This window comes from Paenibacillus sp. FSL K6-1122 (genome assembly GCF_037977015.1).
GTDB lineage: Bacteria > Bacillota > Bacilli > Paenibacillales > Paenibacillaceae > Paenibacillus > Paenibacillus amylolyticus.
Genome location: NZ_CP150272.1, coordinates 4,013,032 through 4,031,386, shown reverse-complemented (window position 1 = coordinate 4,031,386; position 18,355 = coordinate 4,013,032). Strand labels below are relative to the sequence as shown.

Below are 18,355 nucleotides of genomic sequence, written 5' to 3'. Positions count from 1 at the left end.
GTTATACACCTGAATACGCCATAAATCCGCCATCTACCGGAATGACTGTGCCAGTGACAAAGCCGGATTGTCTTTCATCCGCAAGCCACATTAATGTGCCAAGCAGGTCTTCCGGTTTGCCAAAGCGGCGCATGGGTGTATGAGCAATAATTTTACTGGAACGCTCCGTAGGTGAGCCGTCTGGTTGCAGTAATAGATTACGGTTCTGCTCGGTCAGGAAAAACCCGGGTGCAATAGCATTGACACGAATTCCGGATTCGGCCAGATGAACGGCGAGCCATTGCGTGAAGTTGTTAATGGCTGCCTTCGCAGCGCTATACGCTGGAACTTTCGTCATGGGCGATGGGGCGCTCATGGAAGAAATGTTTATGACAGTAGCGGGAACATCGCGCTCTATCATATGTTTTGCAAAGATTTGAGTAGGAATGAGAGAACCGACAAAATTCAAATCCATCACCTGACGAAATCCCTCTACACTTACATCAAAAAATGTAGTGACATCGCTCTTTTCCAGATCTTCCAATCTGAAGATTTCATTTGTAGTGTTGGCACTGGCGTTATTGCCACCGGCGCCATTGATCAGAATATCACATGGTCCGAGCTGTTCCAGCACCGCATCTGCCGCTGCTTGCACACTATCGGCCTGGGTTACGTCACAGGCAATAGCAATCGCTTTGCCACCGGCAGCTTCTATCGCAGATACAACTTCCTGTCCCTTGGACACGGTGCGGTTCAGGATGGCTACACTTGCACCGTGCCGAGCGAGTTCTTCCGCCATGGAGCGGCATAATACTCCAGCACCTCCGGTGATTACAGCCGTTCTGCCTTCGAGACGAGATGAGCGTTCATATTGGTGTTCACTCATGCTTTTGCCCTCCTTTGCAGGGAATCCCAGACGCCCCAGAGATACATGATCCCCAAAGCCCGGTCATAGAGTCCATAACCAGGTCGGCACTGTTCTCCCCAGAGGTGACGACCATGGTCGGGTCTTGCATAACCTTCATAACCGATATCGTGATAAGCCTCAACAACCCCCGCAATATCGACGCTTCCATCTTGACTGCGATGTGACGTTTCAATAAAGTCGCCGTTTTCGTAGATTTTGACATTACGAATGTGGGCAAATGGAATCCGATCCTTGAACTCGTGTATCATCCCGATAATGTCATTATCAGCATTCGCTCCCAAAGAGCCACTGCATAATGTCACGCTGTTGTAAGGGCTATCATAAAGATTCAAATATTTCCGAACATTCTCCTGACTTGTAATAATCTTTGGTAATCCAAAGATTGGCCATGGCGGGTCATCCGGATGGATGGCCATTCGAATCCCCAGCCGTTCGGCTGTAGGCATAATCTCTTGCAGGAAATAACGTGCGTGCTCCCACATATGATCCTCGGTTACATCCTTGTAGGCTTCGAACAGACCTGTTAAATACTGCAATCGTTCTGGTTCCCAACCTGGCATGGTGAGTGCGGAGTTTTCCGTAATGCGTCGAACGAGTTCTAGAGGTTCTATATCTGCGAGTTTACTGTGCTCATAGAAGAGGGCAGTTGAGCCATCCTCCATTTCCTTGTGCATATCCGTGCGAAGCCAATCGAAGATCGGCATAAAGTTGTAACAGATGACCTTCACACCAACTTGAGCCAGTTTCTCCATTGTTTTAATGTAGTTCGCAATGTATTTATCCCTTGATGGCAGGCCTAACTTGATATCCTCATGGATGTTCACACTCTCAACGACATCCAGATGTAACCCGGCCTTGTCCGCTGCTGTTTTGACAGCGAGTATTTTGTCCATTGGCCATTCCTCGCCAGCAGGAACATCGTGCAGTGCCCACACAATACCTTCAACACCCGGAATCTGCCGGATATTATCCAGCGTTACCGTATCATTGCCTTCGCCGAACCAGCGAAAAACCATTCTCATCACGTTCACCTCATCATGAATAGTAGGAAGAAAAATTCAGTCATTGAAAATAGGACGGATATGTATCCTGCAGGACAGCCAAATCGGTGACAGTTAAATGCAAGTGTTCCTGCATCAGTCGCTCTGCTGTGTCGGCATCATGCTGCTGAATGGCCTTGACCATAGACTGGTGCTGTTCAATCAGGTGATCCCACTGGTGGTCCGAGGACAGGCGTAACATGCGACTTCGATTCAAATGTACATTCATCTGCTGGATAACAGTCCAGGTGTTGCTTTTGTTGCAGCCTGCAAAAAGAGTGCTATGGAATTCCTCATCCAATTGGAACATTCGTTCATCATCCGGTTTGACCCTGCATTCCTGTTGCCAAGCAAGGTTCTGTTCAAGAGCGACCATCTGTTCGTTCGGAAAGTTCTCGCAGGCAAGCCTGATTACGGCTCGTTCGAGCTGTTCACGCATGAACCGTGCTTCCTCAACGAGATCGACCTGAATCAGAGAGACGTATGTGCCACGCTGTGGATACACTTCCAGCAGACCTTCCTGTGCAAGCCTTACAAAACTTTCTCGAACAGGTGTCCGGCTTACCTGGAACTCCAGCGAAATTTCCTTCTCAGAAATAGCTGTTCCCGGAGGCATTTTCAAACTCAAAATGAGTTGTTTCAGCGTGAAGTAAACGACATCTCGCGTTGAGTAAGATTGCTTATTATTCATGGAAGACATATTGCTCGCAACAGGCAACAAACCGGCTCTGGATGATAACTTTGGGGTATATTCCACAACTTCAACTCCTTCAATGACATACTACCATACTTGTATGGTAGTATGGAAGCGCTTTATAAGACATTATATTAAATTTAGTTGATGGTTCACTTGCAGTTCAAGTGATTAAAGAGTACAATTTAATCATTAGGTTCGAATGTTTAAACCAACAGACATCAAACAGAGAAATATACGTAGAAATAATGAAGAAGAAATAGTATAGAGGTGAAACCATGGGACAAAAAGCAATTAGCGTTTTTCAAACCTGTATTCCGTTATTTCAGGTGTTAAGTGACAACCATCGTCAATCCATTTTGCTGACACTCACCGAGAAAGGCAGAATGACAGTGAATGAAATTACCGAACAATCCAGCCTATCCCGGCCAGCCATATCTCATCATCTCAAGCTGTTGTTAGAGAAGGGACTTATATCTGTGGAGCAGAAGGGCACACAGCGTTATTATTCGGCTTCATTGAATGCATCGGTGGAACTGCTGAAGGAACTGGTAGCTGCTTTGGAAGAAGAGTGTCTGTAGAGTAATAGTGATCAAACATGCTTTTGCATGTGTCTTATAGGTTCGTAAGTTTAAACGCTTGATCAATAATGAATAGAGGAGTATGTATATATGACAACGACTATACAGGAAGTAACCAGTCAGGAAGTTGAACAGATTTTGGAGCAGCAACGACAATTCTTTCGTTCCGGGGCAACACGATCGGCAGAAGCTCGAATTGCCCGTCTGACCCAACTGAAGCAGGCCATTCAAAAGTACGAATCCAGACTGACAGAAGCTCTCTATCAGGATTTGGGCAAAAGTGAGTTCGAATCCTACACAACCGAGATCGGATTTATGATGGACAGCATCACACACACCATTCGTAAAGTTAATAAATGGGTGAAACCCGTTAAAGTGAAAACGCAAATGGCGCTCCTGGGTTCGAAAAGTTATATCATACCCGAACCCTACGGGGCGGTTCTGATTATCGGACCGTTTAATTATCCTTTTCAACTCTTAATCGAACCATTGGTTGGTGCTATTGCAGCAGGTAACACAGCCGTGCTCAAAGCGTCAGAGAATACACCTGCGGTGTCCGCTGTTGTACGTGAAATGATTGCGAGTGTGTTCGAACCAGCATACGTACAAGTGCTTGATGGTGCAAAAGATACAACAACAGCGCTGATTAACGCGCCATTCGACTATATCTTTTTTACAGGCAGTGTACCGGTAGGCAAGATTGTGATGGAGGCAGCTGCCAAAAATCTCGTTCCCGTTACTTTAGAACTTGGAGGCAAGAGCCCTGTCATCGTGGATGAACAGGCGGATATCAAAGTAGCAGCTGAGCGCATTATATGGGGCAAACTGCTCAATACAGGACAGACCTGTATCGCACCCGATTATTTACTTGTGCATGAGCGCGTGAAGGAACCGTTAATTATGGAGATGAAAGCAGCGATCGTGTCCTTCTTCGGATCGGATATTCAGCACAATAAGGATTATGGGCGAATCGTGAACAAGGGACATTTTAAACGTCTGACGACTTTGATTGAGCGGGATCAGGCCAAAGTGATATATGGGGGAGCTTCGGATGAGGAAGATCGCTTCATTGAACCTACACTGATTGATGCGGAGTCATGGGATGCAGCAACGATGGAAGATGAGATTTTTGGACCGATTCTGCCAATCATTAGTTATCGTAACTTGGATGAAGCCATTGTAGAAATCGTAAAGCGGCCGAAACCGCTCGCCTTGTATCTGTTTACTTCCGACACCCGGGTTCAGGACAAAGTGCTGCGCGAAGTTTCTTTTGGAGGCGGCTGCATTAACGATACCATCACGCATGTAGCGAATCCACGTCTGCCGTTTGGCGGTGTTGGTCATTCTGGTGTTGGCTCGTATCATGGGCAGTACAGCTTCGAAACCTTCTCTCATCTCAAAAGTGTACTGAAAAAAAGCACCAAGTTGAATCTGCCGATTCTGTATCCACCTTATGATAACAAGCTGAAGTTGATTAAGCGTTTGTTGAAATGAAAAATAAGAAAGACAAACAGCCTGCTACTGGACTTCATTCCAGAGCAGGCTGTTCCTGTCGGTAACGGGAGGGTGACATGCCGGACCAGCGCTTGAATTGACGACTGAAATGGGCAATATCCTTATAACCAAGCATGACGGCAATATTTTGAACGGACAGCTTCGGATTGCCCAGAAGAAGCTTCGCTTCATGCAAAACCAACTGGGATAATACAGCACGTGGAGACTGACCAAACACCTGCTTGAACACGCGATTACAGTGAGAAGAACTGATGCCCAGCTCTGCTGCAATATCATCAATGCCATAGTGACCGTTGGACTCGTGTCCCTGTTTGAATTGCTGACTCATCAGGCCTTGCAATCGATTACGAATCTGGTGGGCGAGTTCGATCTTCTCGTGTCCGTCGGTAAACCATTGTGCTGCCTCTTTCGAGACCGCCTCCCACAGATGGCCAAATAGTTCAAATACCGCAGATTGAAGCTGCATACGCTGTACCATCGTATTTGCTGTTTCATCATCCGCAGATGACATTAATTTGCGCAAAACCGGCTCAATCTGCTGTGTAACCGGACTATCCGCACTGAATCGCACTTGTTTGATACGTGCCAGCAACGATAGGAACAACTGATCATCAATGTCAAAATGCATGCAAAAATACGTGAATCCCTTGCCGTTATGGCTCTGGCTGGAATGAATGCTTCCCGGAGGAATCAGGAGCAGTTCGCCAGCCTTTTGAATGTATAGGGTACCATTCACCATCATGCGTTGCTCGCCTTCCGTGACATAATTCAATTCATATTGAGGGTGCTCATGTGCCGGATAATCCCAGTCCATACCCACACTTCGTAAATGAATGGCAAACAGATTAACCGTTGTTTGCACATCTGGATAAAAAACTTCATGGACACTTTCTCCCAAAGTAGGAGGCAAATACGTTGAAGACATGGAAGATCCCCCTTCATATGAGGTTGTTCAAAAAATGTGATTTTGATTACGCACGTATATCTAATGGAATGTTTTTGTGTAACCGCTTTAATCTATTATAGTCTATGAGCTTGATTTGGGTAAATATCCGATTGATTTGATCATGGTCGGAGGTGGAACCACGTGTTAGGATGGGGCTAATGAAAACGTATGCAACCATTCTGAGAGGGGTTATGATTCATGAATACGTCCAAATCCATCTTTTATAATGCACATCACGCACCGATTGGTGCTTTTGCGAGTTTTACACTGGGTTACAAAGGAGCCAAAGGCGGGCTGGGTCTTGAACTCGGCAAGCCGGCAGACCAGAATGTATATATTGGATTACAATCTCGCGATGGCGACAATTATCAGGCGCTTCCTTTTTATGAAGCTTCCGAGGATGAGAGCAGCCGCTATGATGTAGAGAAGTTGGATAACGGGGAAACGGCGTCGACAACAGCGTCCAAAGTTCCAAAACCTCTTATTACGGCTTTTCGCGATGAAGATATTACCCGTGAATTTACCTCAGGTACGGATACGTGGACCGCTGGAGATCTGACGTTCCGTATCTACTCTCCTGTACGTCCAGTACCTGATCCAACGAATGGGGATCGTGAAGAATTAATGGATGCACTCGTACCTGCCGTATTGGTTGAGATGAGGATTGACAATACGGCAGGTCAACAACCCCGCAAAGCCTACTTTGGTTATCAGGGCAATGATCCGTACTCTGCGATGCGTCTGATTGGGGGACCGGAAGGTGGCTCCATCACAGGTGTGGGACAAGGTCGACTTACAGCGATTATGTCAGCAGATGATGGACTGTGGCCCGCACGCGGATTTACGCTGGAGAAACTGTTGCAGGAGAAACATCGGGAGAATCTGGCATTTGGACTTGGCTCAACCGCTGCACTACTGATGGAGGTGCCGGCTGGAGAGAAACGTACGTATCAATTCGCAGTATGTTTCTATCGCGGGGGCATTGTGACGACAGGAATGGACACAACGTATTGGTATACGCGGTACTTCTCCGATATTCAGGCAGCAGGAGAGTATGCACTTCAACGCTTCAGTGAGTTGACTGCATCCTGTGGAGAGGTTGAACAACGCCTTGGATCGGCTGCTTTGACCGAAGATCAATCATTCATGCTTGCTCATTCCATTCACAGCTATTATGCCAGTACTCAACTGCTGGATGCCGATGGCGAGCCGCTATGGGTGGTGAACGAAGGGGAGTATCGGATGATGAACACACTTGATCTGACGGCTGATCAGTTGTACTTCGAGCTTGCCTTGAATCCATGGACGGTGCGTAATGAGCTGGAGTGGTTTGTGAAACGATACAGTTATACGGATCAGGTTCGTTTCCCGGGGGAAGAGAAGTTATATCCGGGCGGAATTACCTTTACCCATGATATTGGTGTTGCCAATGTGTTCTCACGCCCTGGACACTCGGCATATGAGCTGGTTGGCATTGACGACTGTTTCTCACAGATGAGCCACGAGGAGCTGGTGAACTGGCTCTGCTGCGCGACAGTATACATTGAACAGACACAGGATCAAGCTTTTGTGAAAAACATGTTGCCTGTTATCCAGGATTGCTTCGAAAGTATGCTTAATCGTGACCATCCCGACGCAGAGCAGCGTAACGGTCTGATGGGTCTGGATAGCAGCCGTACCCAAGGTGGAGCGGAGATTACAACCTACGACAGCCTGGATGTGTCACTTGGACAGTCTCGCAATAATATCTATCTGGCGGGTAAATGTTGGGCGGTCTATGTTGCATTGGAGAAGCTGTTCGCAACTGAGAAGTTGGCCGATCTGTCCCATCAAGCTGGACTTCAAGCGGATCGCTGCGCTGCCAGTATTGCTGCACAGTTGACTGATGGCGGCTACATACCGGCTGTGATTGCAGAAAATAATGATTCTCGAATCATTCCGGCGATTGAAGGTTTGGTGTTCCCGTACTTTACAGGCTGTGAAGCAGCACTGGATGTCAATGGTCGTTTTGGACCTTATCTGAAAGCACTCCAAACTCATCTGAAGACGGTTCTTGTACCGGGAACATGTCTGTTCGAAGATGGAGGCTGGAAACTGTCCTCAACAAGCAATAACTCGTGGCTGAGCAAAATCTATTTGTCCCAGTTTATCGCTAGAGAGCTGCTGGGTGTGGAATGGAATGAGACAGGCAAGGCTGCAGACGCGGCTCATGTCAACTGGCTGCTGCATCCGGAGGAATCCTACTGGTGCTGGAGTGATCAGATCCTGTCTGGTGTGGCGGTTGGCAGCAAGTACTATCCGCGTGGTGTAACGTCGATCCTATGGCTACTCGAAGGAAAAGGGAATCACCTTGGGCAGATCTATGCCAGCAAGGAGGCGGTACAATGAGCCAATCCGTCGTTCAATCTGCTTTGTCGGGTCCACAGTACGATGCGTGGCTGGGGTATCACTCTGAATTGCCAAGAGCGAATGAGTTTACCAAAAAGACGGCTCCTGCATGGAGCAAACTTATACTGGCGGAAGAGAACCATGGAGTGATCACAACAGCTCTGACCGAACTTTCACGGGGACTGGAGAGGTTATATGGCGTGAAACCGTCGGTCAGTCATCTGTCTGATGCTCAGGAAAATGAACGGGACAATCTCGCTTCCGCTCCCGCAATACGAATCGGCACTTGGACAGGGAGCGATTCCGTGGCTGGGTTGTTCAGCGAGACAGAGCGTTCAACTGTTCAAGGGGAAGGGTACATCATTCGTGAGAACGAGACCGAGGGTGTACTCGTCATTGGGTCAGAGACTCCCCAAGGTGTGCTGTATGGTGCATTTCATCTGCTTCGAGAGCTGACAATGGATCAAGGAAGTGCACATGAGGCGGATGACGCTGTGAATAAGTGGAGCTTCATTACAGAACAGCCAACCAATGCGCTACGGATGATTAATCAGTGGGATAACGTGGACGGCAGCATTGAGCGTGGTTACGCAGGAGACTCCATTTTCTATGATAACGGGGAATTTACGCTGGACTTGGTACGCATCCGGGATTACGCACGTTTGCTCGCTTCCACGGGAATCAATGCCATATCGATCAACAACGTCAATGTACACCGCCGTGAGAGCCTGTTTCTGACGGAACGTTATCTTAGTGATGTGGCGAAGGTTGCCGCTGAATTCAGAGCGTATGGTATTCGATTGTTCCTGTGCGCCAACTACGCAAGTCCAATTGAGATTGGTGGATTGCGTACAGCTGATCCGCTGGATGCGCAAGTACGGGAATGGTGGAACATTCAAACGGCCAAGGTGTACGCAGCGATTCCCGATTTTGGCGGTTACCTGATCAAGGCAGACTCCGAGAATCGTCCGGGACCGTTCACGTATAACCGTGATCATGCCGATGGTGCGAACATGTTGGCTGAAGCCCTTCGGCCATTCGGTGGATTGGTCATCTGGCGTTGCTTCGTCTATAACTGCAAGCAGGACTGGCGGGATCGTTCCACAGACCGTGCGCGGGCAGCCTATGACCACTTTACGCCGCTGGACGGGCGTTTTGCCGAAAATGTCATTTTGCAGATCAAAAACGGGCCGATGGACTTTCAGGTGAGAGAGGCGGTATCCCCGCTGTTCGGCGCCATGGAAAATACAAATCAGGTGATTGAATTTCAGATTACACAGGAGTATACCGGGCAACAACGTCATCTCTGTTATCTGGTTCCCCAGTGGAAAGAAGTATTGGACTTTGACACATACGCCAAAGGCGAAGGTTCAGAGATCAAGCGAATCGCGGACGGTTCTCTGTATAAACGACCATACAGTGGCTTCGCCGCAGTATCCAATATTGGTGCAGATGCCTGTTGGACAGGACATCCACTCGCGCAGGCGAATCTATATGGATATGGAAGACTTGCGTGGAACCCGGAGCTGTCCGCGGAAGAGATTGCTGATGAGTGGGTGAGACTCACATTTGGACATGAAGACGAAGTTGTGCGGCAGGTTACGGGCATGCTTTTGAATTCACTAGATATCTATGAGAATTATACTGCGCCTCTCGGTGTGGGTTGGATGGTTAATCCGGAACATCATTACGGGCCGAATGTAGATGGATACGAGTATTCCAAATGGGGAACGTATCACTTTGCCGATTGTCATGGCATTGGTGTAGATCGAACCGTGAACAGCGGTACAGGATACACTTCACAGTATCACCCTGAGAATGCTGATCGCTATGAGTCTGTAGACACCTGTCCGGATGAGCTGATCTTATTTTTCCATCACGTGCCGTACACCCATGTTCTGCATTCGGGTAAAACGGTCATTCAGCATATTTATGATACACACTTTGAAGGTGTTGCGCAGGCGCAGGCGTTAGCCGAGACATGGAGAGGGCTGGAGGGCAAAATCGACCCGGTTATTTTCAGTAAAGTTGCTTCATTACAGGACAACCAGGCCGAACATGCCAAGGAATGGCGGGACATGATCAATACGTACTTCTATCGCAAGAGCGGCATTGCGGATGAACAGGGTCGAACTATCTATTGATTGGTGATGTGAAGAAAGAAGATACCTTGTTTTCTTTGATGTACAATAGACAGCATGGACATACATGAGGAGGAGAACCGTATGGGACAATATCAACTGCCCGAGACCATGAAAGCTGCTATCATGACAGAGCCAGGACACATTATTATTGAGGAACAACCCGTCCCGCAACCGGCAGCGGATGAGGTGTTAATCCAGGTAATGGCCGTCGGGGTGTGTGGCTCGGATGTGCATTATTTTGAACATGGACGCATTGGCAGATTTGTGGTGGAGAAACCGATCATTCTGGGTCATGAGTGTGCGGGGATCATTGCTGCTGTTGGCTCGAACGTATCCCGTCTGAAAACAGGGGATCGAGTTGCTATTGAGCCTGGGGTGACTTGCGGACGTTGCTCGGCATGCAAGGAAGGTCGTTATAACCTGTGTCCGGATGTACAATTTCTAGCGACCCCTCCGGTGGATGGGGCATTTGTACAGTACATGGTGATACGTGAAGATATGGTATTCCCGATCCCGGATCATCTGTCTTATGAGGAAGCAGCTATGAACGAGCCATTCTCTGTTGGTATTCACGCTGCACGCCGCAGCAAGTTGGCTCCGGGTACAACCCTGGCGATTATGGGTATGGGTCCCGTTGGACTCATGGCTGTGGCTGCTGCCAAATCTTTCGGTGTAGAGAAGATCATTGTAACGGATCTGGAGGAAGTTAGGCTGGAAGCAGCTCGCCGCATGGGTGCCACTCATACCATTAATGTGCGGAATGAAGATGCGCTGGCTGTGATTCGCGAGTTAACAAATGGTGTGGGTGTGGATACCGCATGGGAAACAGCGGGGAATCCGAAGGCGCTACAATCTGCTCTGTATTCACTTCGACGTGGAGGAAAACTTGCGATTGTGGGCCTGCCTGCACAGGATGAGATCGCACTTAATGTTCCATTTATTGCGGACAATGAAGTTGATATCTATGGCATATTCCGTTATGCCAATACGTATCCGGCAGGAATTGAGTTCCTGAGCTCCGGCCAGCATGACGTGATGTCTCTGATTACAGATCGTTATTCACTCGAAGAGACACAGCAAGCGATGGAGCGTGCATTACACAATAAAAGCGGCAGTCTGAAGGTCATGGTATATCCGAATGGTATGTAAGAACAACCTGGAAGAGTCCTGCGGTTAAGGACTCTTTTTTTGTTTTTTGCAAAAAAAGTATGGGTCAAGCTCCCATAACATGGTATAATTCATGAAGATTTTAATATATAAATGGATACACACCATATTGGTGAATAAGTACTTAGCGAAAGGAACTGAAGGTTGTGAGAGTACATGAATTTATGATACACGCTGATTTTCATCGGGATGATCTGATGTCGGTATCTTCTCAAGCGTCGCGTTTTTCCTCGGATATTATTTTGTCGTATATGGAGTCTGAGCATGAGCATCGTGTAGATGTCAAAAGCCTGCTTGGAATGGCGTTACTACCCATTCGATATGGTAGTGTTGTCAGATTACAGACAAGAGGCAGGGATGAACTGGAGGCTTTGGAGTACATGTTGAATGTACTGGAGAAAGGGACGGCTTGACACCTGATTAGGTGCAAAATCACAGATATCATATTTTTTTTAGCTATTCCTCAAAACCTGCTGGTACTTTGTCCAAAAAAAGAGTATAATAAAATGTAGTTTGATTCTAAAGAAGTACCCATATTAAAGGAGTGTAAATAGATTATGCCAAAAGTTGACATCCATCCAAAGACACAACTCGTAATTTTTTACGATGCAAGTGCTGATTTCAAATTCCTGAGTTCTTCCACGAAGTTCTCTAACGAAACTATGGAATGGGAAGACGGTAACTCTTACCCAGTAATCCGTGTGGACACTAGTTCCGCATCCCACCCATTCTTCACTGGTAAACAAAGAAACGTGGATATCGGTGGCCGTGTTGATAAATTTAACCGTAAATACAACATCACCAAATAAGTTTGTCCATACATTACAAAAAAACCTCGGGATTTGTCCTGAGGTTTTTTTGTGTACATATTCAGGGTAAAGGCTAGTGAATTTTACTTGAAATTAATATTTGTAACTATATAAATTGAGATATACATTTACACAAAACGGAGAGGACAGAAAGAACCTGAAGAAGCGGAGCTAAAAGCTTTCTATGGAAAGCTACTTCGTAAGCATAAACTCGCCTTTATCCCCGGATTTAACCTTTATAGAAGGAATCAAAAAAATCTGGGGATAACAGCGATCGGAAGGTTGTTCTGTCATCGAAGTGACCAGTGTAAATATTCCTTAGTTCAATTTATATAGAAATATCAATTCATAAAAATTAATTCAACCAATTATTGCGCTTACAACACATTCGGATGTACACTAGGAAACGAGTACGAACATATTGGAGGAGGAAATAGAGATGAGTAGCATCACACATATGGTAACGTTTACACTTTACGCGGGTAAAGATACACCGGAGGCCGAAGCCTTTTTGAAGGAAAGTTCGGATGCACTGGCTGTCATTCCTGGCGTAGAGCAATTTCAGGTTCTGAAACAGGTAAGTGAGAAGAATGAGTTTGACTACAGTTTCTCGATGGTCTTTGCAGATCAGGCTGCGTATGATGCATACAACAATCACCCGGTTCACCGTCAATATGTAGAAGAGCGTTGGGAAAAGGAAGTCAGTCGCTTCCAGGAAATTGATCTCATTCAACATCATAATTAATAGTCTCCACATATAGGAAAAAAAGTTGAACTACCATATACAGCATTGAACAATGCTGTATATCTCTCTGAATAACGCGTAATTAATGAACAAAAATAACATATTTACGAAATCGTTTTCGGACAAACGAATTCAAGGAGGTTTTCGCTGTTATGCAATTGGATCTCTCAGGAAAAACGGCTCTGGTTACAGGAGCAACCGGACAGCTGGGGAGAGTCATCGCCCGCACGTTGGCAGCCTGTGGCGCCAATCTGGCTCTACATTACATAAATAATGATACCAAGGCTCGGGAGCTTCAAGGTGAGATTGAAGCACTCGGTCGTCAGGCTGTTATTGTACAGGGAGATATTACAAAGCAGGATACAGCATTTCGGATGCGTGATGAGATTCAGTCTGTCCTCGGCGGAGTGGATATCGTTGTTGCCAATGCAGTCATTCAATATGAATGGACAACGGTGTTGGAGCAGTCGCCTGAAGATTACTTGAGCCAGTTTGAATCCTGTGTCATGCAGAGTGTGTATCTTGCCAAAGCTTTCATTCCACATATGCAAGATATCAGAGCCGGTCGGTTCATTGGTATCAATACGGAATGTGCGATGCAAAATTTCGCTCATCAATCGGCCTACACCGCTGGTAAGCGTGGAATGGATGGTGTATATCGCGTGCTTGCCAAGGAGGTTGGCGAGTATCAGATTACCGTAAACCAGGTTGCACCTGGATGGACAATTAGTGAACGTGATCGGTCCAGTGAGCCTGGACATGATGAGGCATATACGCGAACCGTGCCGCTGAAGCGCAGGGGTGAAGATCAGGAAATCGCCAATGCGGTAGCTTTTCTCGCTTCGGATCTGTCCTCATTTATCACAGGTGCCTATATCCCGGTAAGTGGTGGCAATGTGATGCCTGCTATCTAGTGTCTGATTTGGATTTGGGAATTCACATGAAATAACAATAAACGTAGTTTAACCGTAATCCGTTTGTCATTCGACAAGCGGATTTTTTGGCATTTTGCTAACAATGAAATAACGGTTCAAGGGGGTGTTTTTTGTTTCATATATCCAGACATACATATTGAGTTGGTTCGGGTTTCAGAAGATTGGGGTATAAGAATAGGTATATTAACCGAGTGGAAACATAATCAAAATGAGCAATTAAAGGAGACCCATCACTTATGAAAAAAACAGTCGCGGACGTTCTGGTTGAATCCTTATTGAACGCTGGTATCAAACGCATATATGGCATTGTTGGAGACTCCTTGAATGCGGTACTCGACTCCATCCGTCGTTCGGGCAAGATCGAATGGATTCATGTACGTCATGAAGAAGTAGCTGCATTTGCTGCTGGGGCGGACGCTCAGGTCAGTGGAAGTATCGCTGTCTGCGCAGGTAGTAGTGGTCCTGGTAATATGCATCTGATCAATGGTCTGTACGATTGTCACCGCAATCGTGTTCCTGTACTCGCCATCGCTGCACATATCCCAAGTGACGAGATTGGCAGTGAATATTTTCAGGCGACCCATCCGGAGTATCTGTTCCAGGAATGTAGCGATTATTGTGAAGTCATTACAACAGCAAAACAGATGCCGCGTTCTCTGACGATGGCCATTCAGACAGCGGTCGCACGGTCAGGTGTGTCCGTCGTTGTATTGCCGGGGGATGTAGCAGGACTTGAAGCAGCGGATCTGCCTGTGCCTGAGCATGTGTATCATGCAACCAATCCAGTGGTACATCCTTCTGAGCCAGAACTCGTTAAACTGGCGGAGTATCTGAATCAAGGCAAAAAAATTACGTTGTTGTGCGGTGCAGGCTGCGCGGGCGCTCGGGAACCCCTTATGCAGCTCTGTGATCGTTTGAAATCCCCGATGGTTATTGCGCTACGAGGCAAGGAATATTTGGAGTATGACAACCCCTATTCCGTCGGCCTTACCGGCCTAATCGGGTATTCATCCGGTTATCATGCCATGATGGACTGTGATGTACTATTGATGCTCGGAACGGATTTCCCATATCGTCAATTCTATCCCGAAAATGCGAAAGTCCTTCAGGTCGACATTCAATCTTCTCATCTGGGTCGGCGCACGAAGCTGGATTACGGCGTATGTGGGGATGTGAAAGCGACCATTGAAACTTTGCTTCCTTATCTGACAGAAGAACACAGTGACAAACATCTGCGTAAAAGTGTGGATCGTTATGTGAAAGTACGCAAAGATCTGGACGAGCTGGCCGTTGGAAAACCGGGTAAAAAGCCCATTCATCCGCAGTACCTGACCAAGGTCATTAGTGATGCCGCAGCTGAAAATGCCATCTTCACCTGTGATGTCGGTACTCCGACAGTATGGGCGGCCCGTTATATCGAGATGTCTCGTAATCGCAGACTACTCGGTTCATTCAGTCATGGTACGATGGCAAACGCTTTGCCACAGGCCATTGGCGCTCAGGTCGCTGATCCGGGCAGACAAGTCATCTCGTTGTCGGGTGATGGTGGTATTACGATGCTGATGGGTGATCTGTTGACATTGAAACAGCATAATCTGCCGATTAAAGTTGTGGTGTTTAATAATGGAGCACTCGGTTTTGTTGAGCTGGAGATGAAAGCTGCCGGATTCCTGGAGTCCGGGACAGAGCTTGTCAATCCCAACTTTGCGATGGTTGCTCAGGCCATGGGCATGGAAGGTATTCGGGTTGAGGATCCGGATGATCTGGAAGGAGCTGTGCAGCGTGCGCTTCAGCATGATGGTCCTGTGTTGATTGACGTGGTGGTGAATCGTCAGGAATTGTCCTTACCTCCGAAGATTGATATCAAACAGGCGGAAGGATTCACCTTATGGATGATGAAAGCCGTGCTCAATGGACGCGGTGACGAAATTATTGAATTGGCAAAAACGAATTTGCTGCGTTAAAGTGTTTTGATAAGCGGATATGCACCGTTTGAAGTTGTAGAGATACCGACTTAAAAAGTATTGTATATGTAAAAGAGGAGCATGCAACAAGACGTAATAGTTGTGTGCTCCTTCAATAAAAATGCTGAAAATGTGACAGGTGATATAGTATGAATACATATTATATGATTTGTTTTTATGTCGAAAGTCTATTAGAATAGGTAAAGTCAGGAAGGTTTTATGCCATTTTTGACCTACATATTGCATCATTGCATGTAAGTACGTTTCATATCGTATTCATCGATCCAATCACAAGATGACACACACACATGGAGGAGATCAACATGAGTCACGCAGGAAAAGTAGCCATTATTACTGGAGCAGGAAGTGGATTGGGCCAAGCAGCAGCATTGAAGCTGGCTGAGAAGGGTGCATCCATTGTCGTTGTGGATCTTGTCGAAGAGACAGGTCTTGAAACGGTTAAGCAGATTGAGAAGCTGGGAAGTAAAGCTATTTTTGTACAAGCAGATGTAAGTAAAGCACCTGAAGTTGAGAATTATGTGAAAAAAACAGTCGAAGAGTTCGGACGAATCGACATGTTCTTTAATAATGCAGGTATTGCAGGTCCTGGGATCAAGCTGATTGAACATACGATTGAGCAGTTTGACCAGATTATTGATATTAACCTGAGAAGTGTATTCTACGGGTTGAAGTATGTAATTACTGAAATGCTCAAAACAGGTGGAGGTTCCATTCTGAACACGGCCTCTACGGCCGGTATTGTTGGTGTACCCGCAGTTGCACCATACGCAGCAACCAAACATGGCGTAGTGGGCTTGACCCGCACAGCTGCGATTGAATATGGCAAGGACAACATTCGTGTAAATGCGATTGCCCCAGGTACAATTGAGACGCCAATGGTCATTCAGTTCGGTAAAGACAACCCTGAAGTGTTCAAGGCAACTGTTGACAGCATTCCATCCGGACGTCTGGGCAGACCGGAAGAGATCGCGAACTTGGTTTCCTTCCTGCTTGGAGATGAAGCGCCTTATATCAATGGTGCAGTATATCCGATCGATGGTGCAGTTACGGCCCAATAAAGAGTTCTGTTTATCGGTAATAGAATAGCCGTTAAAATGGTTAAAGAGAGGCCACTGTATGCATACAGTGCCTCTCTTTTTGGTTTGTCTTTTATACTACGAAATCATATCAGGCAACGTTGTGCGATGTATTGGTTTGTGTACTTTTGAGAGGTGCTGAACGATACGAGCCTATAACGATGATGACGGCAACAGCAACCCCGACAGCGCCAATCCAGGTAATGGATGATAATGAAACGCTGCTGACCGCGATTCCGCCAATACCTGCTCCGGCAGCCATCGCAAGTTGCATCACCGAACTGTTGAGACTTATCATAATGCCAGAGGATTCCGGAGCCATGGTGACCAGGTTATATTGCTGAGTTGGACCTGAGGACCACGCGGCAAAAGACCACAAAATCAGAACAAGGAAGATAGCCAGATGAGAGCTTGCCGTTATATTCAGCAGGACCAGACTTACGATATGCAATGTCATGCCTGTGATCAGCGTTCGTTTGACACCCAGTCGGTCAGCACTGAACCCTCCAACTTTCGAACCGATCAGACTTGCTATGCCAAATGCAAGTAAAGCTGAACTGAGTAGTGCTTCGCTCATTCCTGAAACGGATACAAGGTAAGGTGAAATGTACGTGTAGGCAATGGAATAACCACCTAACCAGAAAAATGTCACCAGCAGTGCCAAAACAATTCGTTGCTGTTTGAGCAAAGACAGTTGTTTCTTCAGCGGAACAGGCGCTTCTGCTTTGGAAGGCGGAATGGCGGCCGCGATTACCAGCATGGCGAGAACGCCAAGAACGGCGATACCGGCAAAAACAAGCTTCCAATCCCAAGATGCAGCTACAAGCCTTCCGAGCGGAACGCCAACGATCAAAGAAGCCGTAAATCCAGTGATTACTGTGGCGATTGCACTAGCTTGTTTGCCCTCAGCCGCTATTTGAGAAGCAACCGTTAATGCCGTGACAACAACAACGCCTGCGCCTAAAGCCATCAACACTCGTGCTGCGACGAACAGTCCATAACCCGGCAACAGGTAAGCAAGAACATTAGCCACAACGAATAGACCGAGGAAGTATAGCAACAGCTTGCGACGGTCCAAGCGCGAAGTCAGTGCAATAATGACAGGTGTACCGAGCGCATATACGAGTGAAAAAATCGTAATGAGCTGTCCGGCAGCGATTAAAGAGATATTCATCGTATCTGCAATGCGATCCAAAATGCCGGCAATGACATATTCGGACGTTCCTACAAGGAAACTGACCAAGGCAAGAACATAGATTTTGAGCGTAGAAGACATGGAAACATAACCTCTTTCTGATTATTATTATATTTTTAGAAATATAGAAATAAAGACGATAGAACAAGACATGAATGCTCTGAATACAACCCATCTGCGCGAATGGTAATGTTACAACCTAGATAATGAATATTGGAATAAGCGTAA

General features: G+C 46.7%; 16 protein-coding genes. 11 read left to right on the top strand and 5 right to left on the bottom strand.

Features of this window, described 5'->3' with window-relative positions:
* Position 1: 1 nt before the first annotated feature.
* Genes NSQ20_RS18175 through NSQ20_RS18165 form a run of 3 tightly spaced genes read right to left on the bottom strand, consistent with a single transcriptional unit; the run spans position 2 to position 2,647 of the window.
* Complete coding sequence (locus tag NSQ20_RS18175) at positions 2–865, bottom strand: SDR family oxidoreductase (protein WP_036613819.1); 864 nt, start codon at positions 863–865, stop codon at positions 2–4.
* Positions 862–1,929: a mannonate dehydratase gene (gene uxuA, locus NSQ20_RS18170; protein WP_340030498.1), complete on the bottom strand. Its 1,068-nt coding sequence runs from the start codon at positions 1,927–1,929 to the stop codon at positions 862–864. The genes NSQ20_RS18175 and uxuA overlap by 4 nt, the downstream gene beginning before the upstream one ends.
* A 40-nt stretch (positions 1,930–1,969) precedes the next feature.
* On the bottom strand, positions 1,970–2,647 hold the full coding sequence (locus tag NSQ20_RS18165) for a GntR family transcriptional regulator (RefSeq protein ID WP_340033042.1): 678 nt from the start codon (positions 2,645–2,647) through the stop codon (positions 1,970–1,972).
* A gap of 272 nt (positions 2,648–2,919) precedes the next feature.
* Here NSQ20_RS18165 and NSQ20_RS18160 point away from each other — a divergent pair, with 272 nt between their 5' ends.
* Both NSQ20_RS18160 and NSQ20_RS18155 read left to right on the top strand, forming a co-directional pair.
* Entirely contained in the window at positions 2,920–3,222 is a 303-nt protein-coding gene (locus NSQ20_RS18160) for a metalloregulator ArsR/SmtB family transcription factor (protein ID WP_017688208.1), read from the top strand.
* Positions 3,223–3,312: 90 nt separating this feature from the next.
* Positions 3,313–4,716: an aldehyde dehydrogenase gene (locus NSQ20_RS18155; RefSeq protein ID WP_340030497.1), complete on the top strand. Its 1,404-nt coding sequence runs from the start codon at positions 3,313–3,315 to the stop codon at positions 4,714–4,716.
* Positions 4,717–4,750: 34 nt separating this feature from the next.
* Here the strand turns inward: NSQ20_RS18155 and NSQ20_RS18150 are convergent, their stop codons facing one another.
* On the bottom strand, positions 4,751–5,662 hold the full coding sequence (locus NSQ20_RS18150) for an AraC family transcriptional regulator (protein WP_339193594.1): 912 nt from the start codon (positions 5,660–5,662) through the stop codon (positions 4,751–4,753).
* A gap of 219 nt (positions 5,663–5,881) precedes the next feature.
* Between NSQ20_RS18150 and NSQ20_RS18145 the strand changes: the two genes are divergently transcribed.
* The 9 genes from NSQ20_RS18145 to NSQ20_RS18105 all read left to right on the top strand — a co-directional run bounded on the left by NSQ20_RS18145 (position 5,882) and on the right by NSQ20_RS18105 (position 16,914).
* Complete coding sequence (locus tag NSQ20_RS18145) at positions 5,882–8,071, top strand: glycoside hydrolase family 52 protein (protein WP_339193593.1); 2,190 nt, start codon at positions 5,882–5,884, stop codon at positions 8,069–8,071.
* The gene (locus NSQ20_RS18140; RefSeq protein ID WP_340030496.1) at positions 8,068–10,215 is read left to right on the top strand and encodes an alpha-glucuronidase family glycosyl hydrolase; all 2,148 of its coding nucleotides are present in this window, start codon (positions 8,068–8,070) and stop codon (positions 10,213–10,215) included. The genes NSQ20_RS18145 and NSQ20_RS18140 overlap by 4 nt, the downstream gene beginning before the upstream one ends.
* A gap of 81 nt (positions 10,216–10,296) precedes the next feature.
* Positions 10,297–11,364 (top strand): NAD(P)-dependent alcohol dehydrogenase, encoded by a 1,068-nt coding sequence (locus tag NSQ20_RS18135; protein ID WP_340030495.1) that lies wholly within the window; start codon positions 10,297–10,299, stop codon positions 11,362–11,364.
* 164 nt (positions 11,365–11,528) lie between these two features.
* Positions 11,529–11,795: an HPr family phosphocarrier protein gene (locus tag NSQ20_RS18130; RefSeq protein ID WP_026081056.1), complete on the top strand. Its 267-nt coding sequence runs from the start codon at positions 11,529–11,531 to the stop codon at positions 11,793–11,795.
* A gap of 144 nt (positions 11,796–11,939) precedes the next feature.
* Positions 11,940–12,191, top strand: coding sequence for a type B 50S ribosomal protein L31 (locus tag NSQ20_RS18125; protein WP_036613829.1), 252 nt, complete (start codon positions 11,940–11,942; stop codon positions 12,189–12,191).
* Between the two features lie 439 nt (positions 12,192–12,630).
* Positions 12,631–12,936 carry a Dabb family protein gene (locus NSQ20_RS18120; RefSeq protein ID WP_076317704.1) on the top strand — a complete coding sequence of 102 codons (306 nt, stop codon included), beginning with the start codon at positions 12,631–12,633 and terminating at the stop codon, positions 12,934–12,936.
* A gap of 152 nt (positions 12,937–13,088) precedes the next feature.
* Positions 13,089–13,850 carry an SDR family oxidoreductase gene (locus tag NSQ20_RS18115; protein WP_076328612.1) on the top strand — a complete coding sequence of 254 codons (762 nt, stop codon included), beginning with the start codon at positions 13,089–13,091 and terminating at the stop codon, positions 13,848–13,850.
* A gap of 257 nt (positions 13,851–14,107) precedes the next feature.
* The gene (poxB, locus tag NSQ20_RS18110) at positions 14,108–15,835 is read left to right on the top strand and encodes a ubiquinone-dependent pyruvate dehydrogenase (protein WP_036673710.1); all 1,728 of its coding nucleotides are present in this window, start codon (positions 14,108–14,110) and stop codon (positions 15,833–15,835) included.
* Between the two features lie 323 nt (positions 15,836–16,158).
* Positions 16,159–16,914, top strand: coding sequence for a glucose 1-dehydrogenase (locus tag NSQ20_RS18105; protein ID WP_076250445.1), 756 nt, complete (start codon positions 16,159–16,161; stop codon positions 16,912–16,914).
* Between the two features lie 109 nt (positions 16,915–17,023).
* On the opposite strand, the gene NSQ20_RS18100 is transcribed toward NSQ20_RS18105, so the two are convergent.
* The gene (locus NSQ20_RS18100; RefSeq protein ID WP_340030494.1) at positions 17,024–18,208 is read right to left on the bottom strand and encodes an MFS transporter; all 1,185 of its coding nucleotides are present in this window, start codon (positions 18,206–18,208) and stop codon (positions 17,024–17,026) included.
* Between the last annotated feature and the right edge of the window lie 147 nt (positions 18,209–18,355).

What these genes read in the sequence shown, in the direction of transcription:
- NSQ20_RS18140 (WP_340030496.1), top strand. Translation starts at nt 8,068, where the DNA reads ATGAGCCAATCCGTCGTTCAATCTGCTTTGTCGGGTCCACAGTACGAT.
- NSQ20_RS18135 (WP_340030495.1), top strand. Translation starts at nt 10,297, where the DNA reads ATGGGACAATATCAACTGCCCGAGACCATGAAAGCTGCTATCATGACA.
- NSQ20_RS18150 (WP_339193594.1), bottom strand. Translation starts at nt 5,662, where the DNA reads ATGTCTTCAACGTATTTGCCTCCTACTTTGGGAGAAAGTGTCCATGAA.
- NSQ20_RS18155 (WP_340030497.1), top strand. Translation starts at nt 3,313, where the DNA reads ATGACAACGACTATACAGGAAGTAACCAGTCAGGAAGTTGAACAGATT.
- NSQ20_RS18120 (WP_076317704.1), top strand. Translation starts at nt 12,631, where the DNA reads ATGAGTAGCATCACACATATGGTAACGTTTACACTTTACGCGGGTAAA.
- NSQ20_RS18165 (WP_340033042.1), bottom strand. Translation starts at nt 2,647, where the DNA reads ATGTCTTCCATGAATAATAAGCAATCTTACTCAACGCGAGATGTCGTT.
- uxuA (WP_340030498.1), bottom strand. Translation starts at nt 1,929, where the DNA reads ATGAGAATGGTTTTTCGCTGGTTCGGCGAAGGCAATGATACGGTAACG.
- NSQ20_RS18115 (WP_076328612.1), top strand. Translation starts at nt 13,089, where the DNA reads ATGCAATTGGATCTCTCAGGAAAAACGGCTCTGGTTACAGGAGCAACC.
- NSQ20_RS18100 (WP_340030494.1), bottom strand. Translation starts at nt 18,208, where the DNA reads ATGTCTTCTACGCTCAAAATCTATGTTCTTGCCTTGGTCAGTTTCCTT.
- poxB (WP_036673710.1), top strand. Translation starts at nt 14,108, where the DNA reads ATGAAAAAAACAGTCGCGGACGTTCTGGTTGAATCCTTATTGAACGCT.
- NSQ20_RS18175 (WP_036613819.1), bottom strand. Translation starts at nt 865, where the DNA reads ATGAGTGAACACCAATATGAACGCTCATCTCGTCTCGAAGGCAGAACG.
- NSQ20_RS18105 (WP_076250445.1), top strand. Translation starts at nt 16,159, where the DNA reads ATGAGTCACGCAGGAAAAGTAGCCATTATTACTGGAGCAGGAAGTGGA.
- NSQ20_RS18160 (WP_017688208.1), top strand. Translation starts at nt 2,920, where the DNA reads ATGGGACAAAAAGCAATTAGCGTTTTTCAAACCTGTATTCCGTTATTT.
- NSQ20_RS18125 (WP_036613829.1), top strand. Translation starts at nt 11,940, where the DNA reads ATGCCAAAAGTTGACATCCATCCAAAGACACAACTCGTAATTTTTTAC.
- NSQ20_RS18145 (WP_339193593.1), top strand. Translation starts at nt 5,882, where the DNA reads ATGAATACGTCCAAATCCATCTTTTATAATGCACATCACGCACCGATT.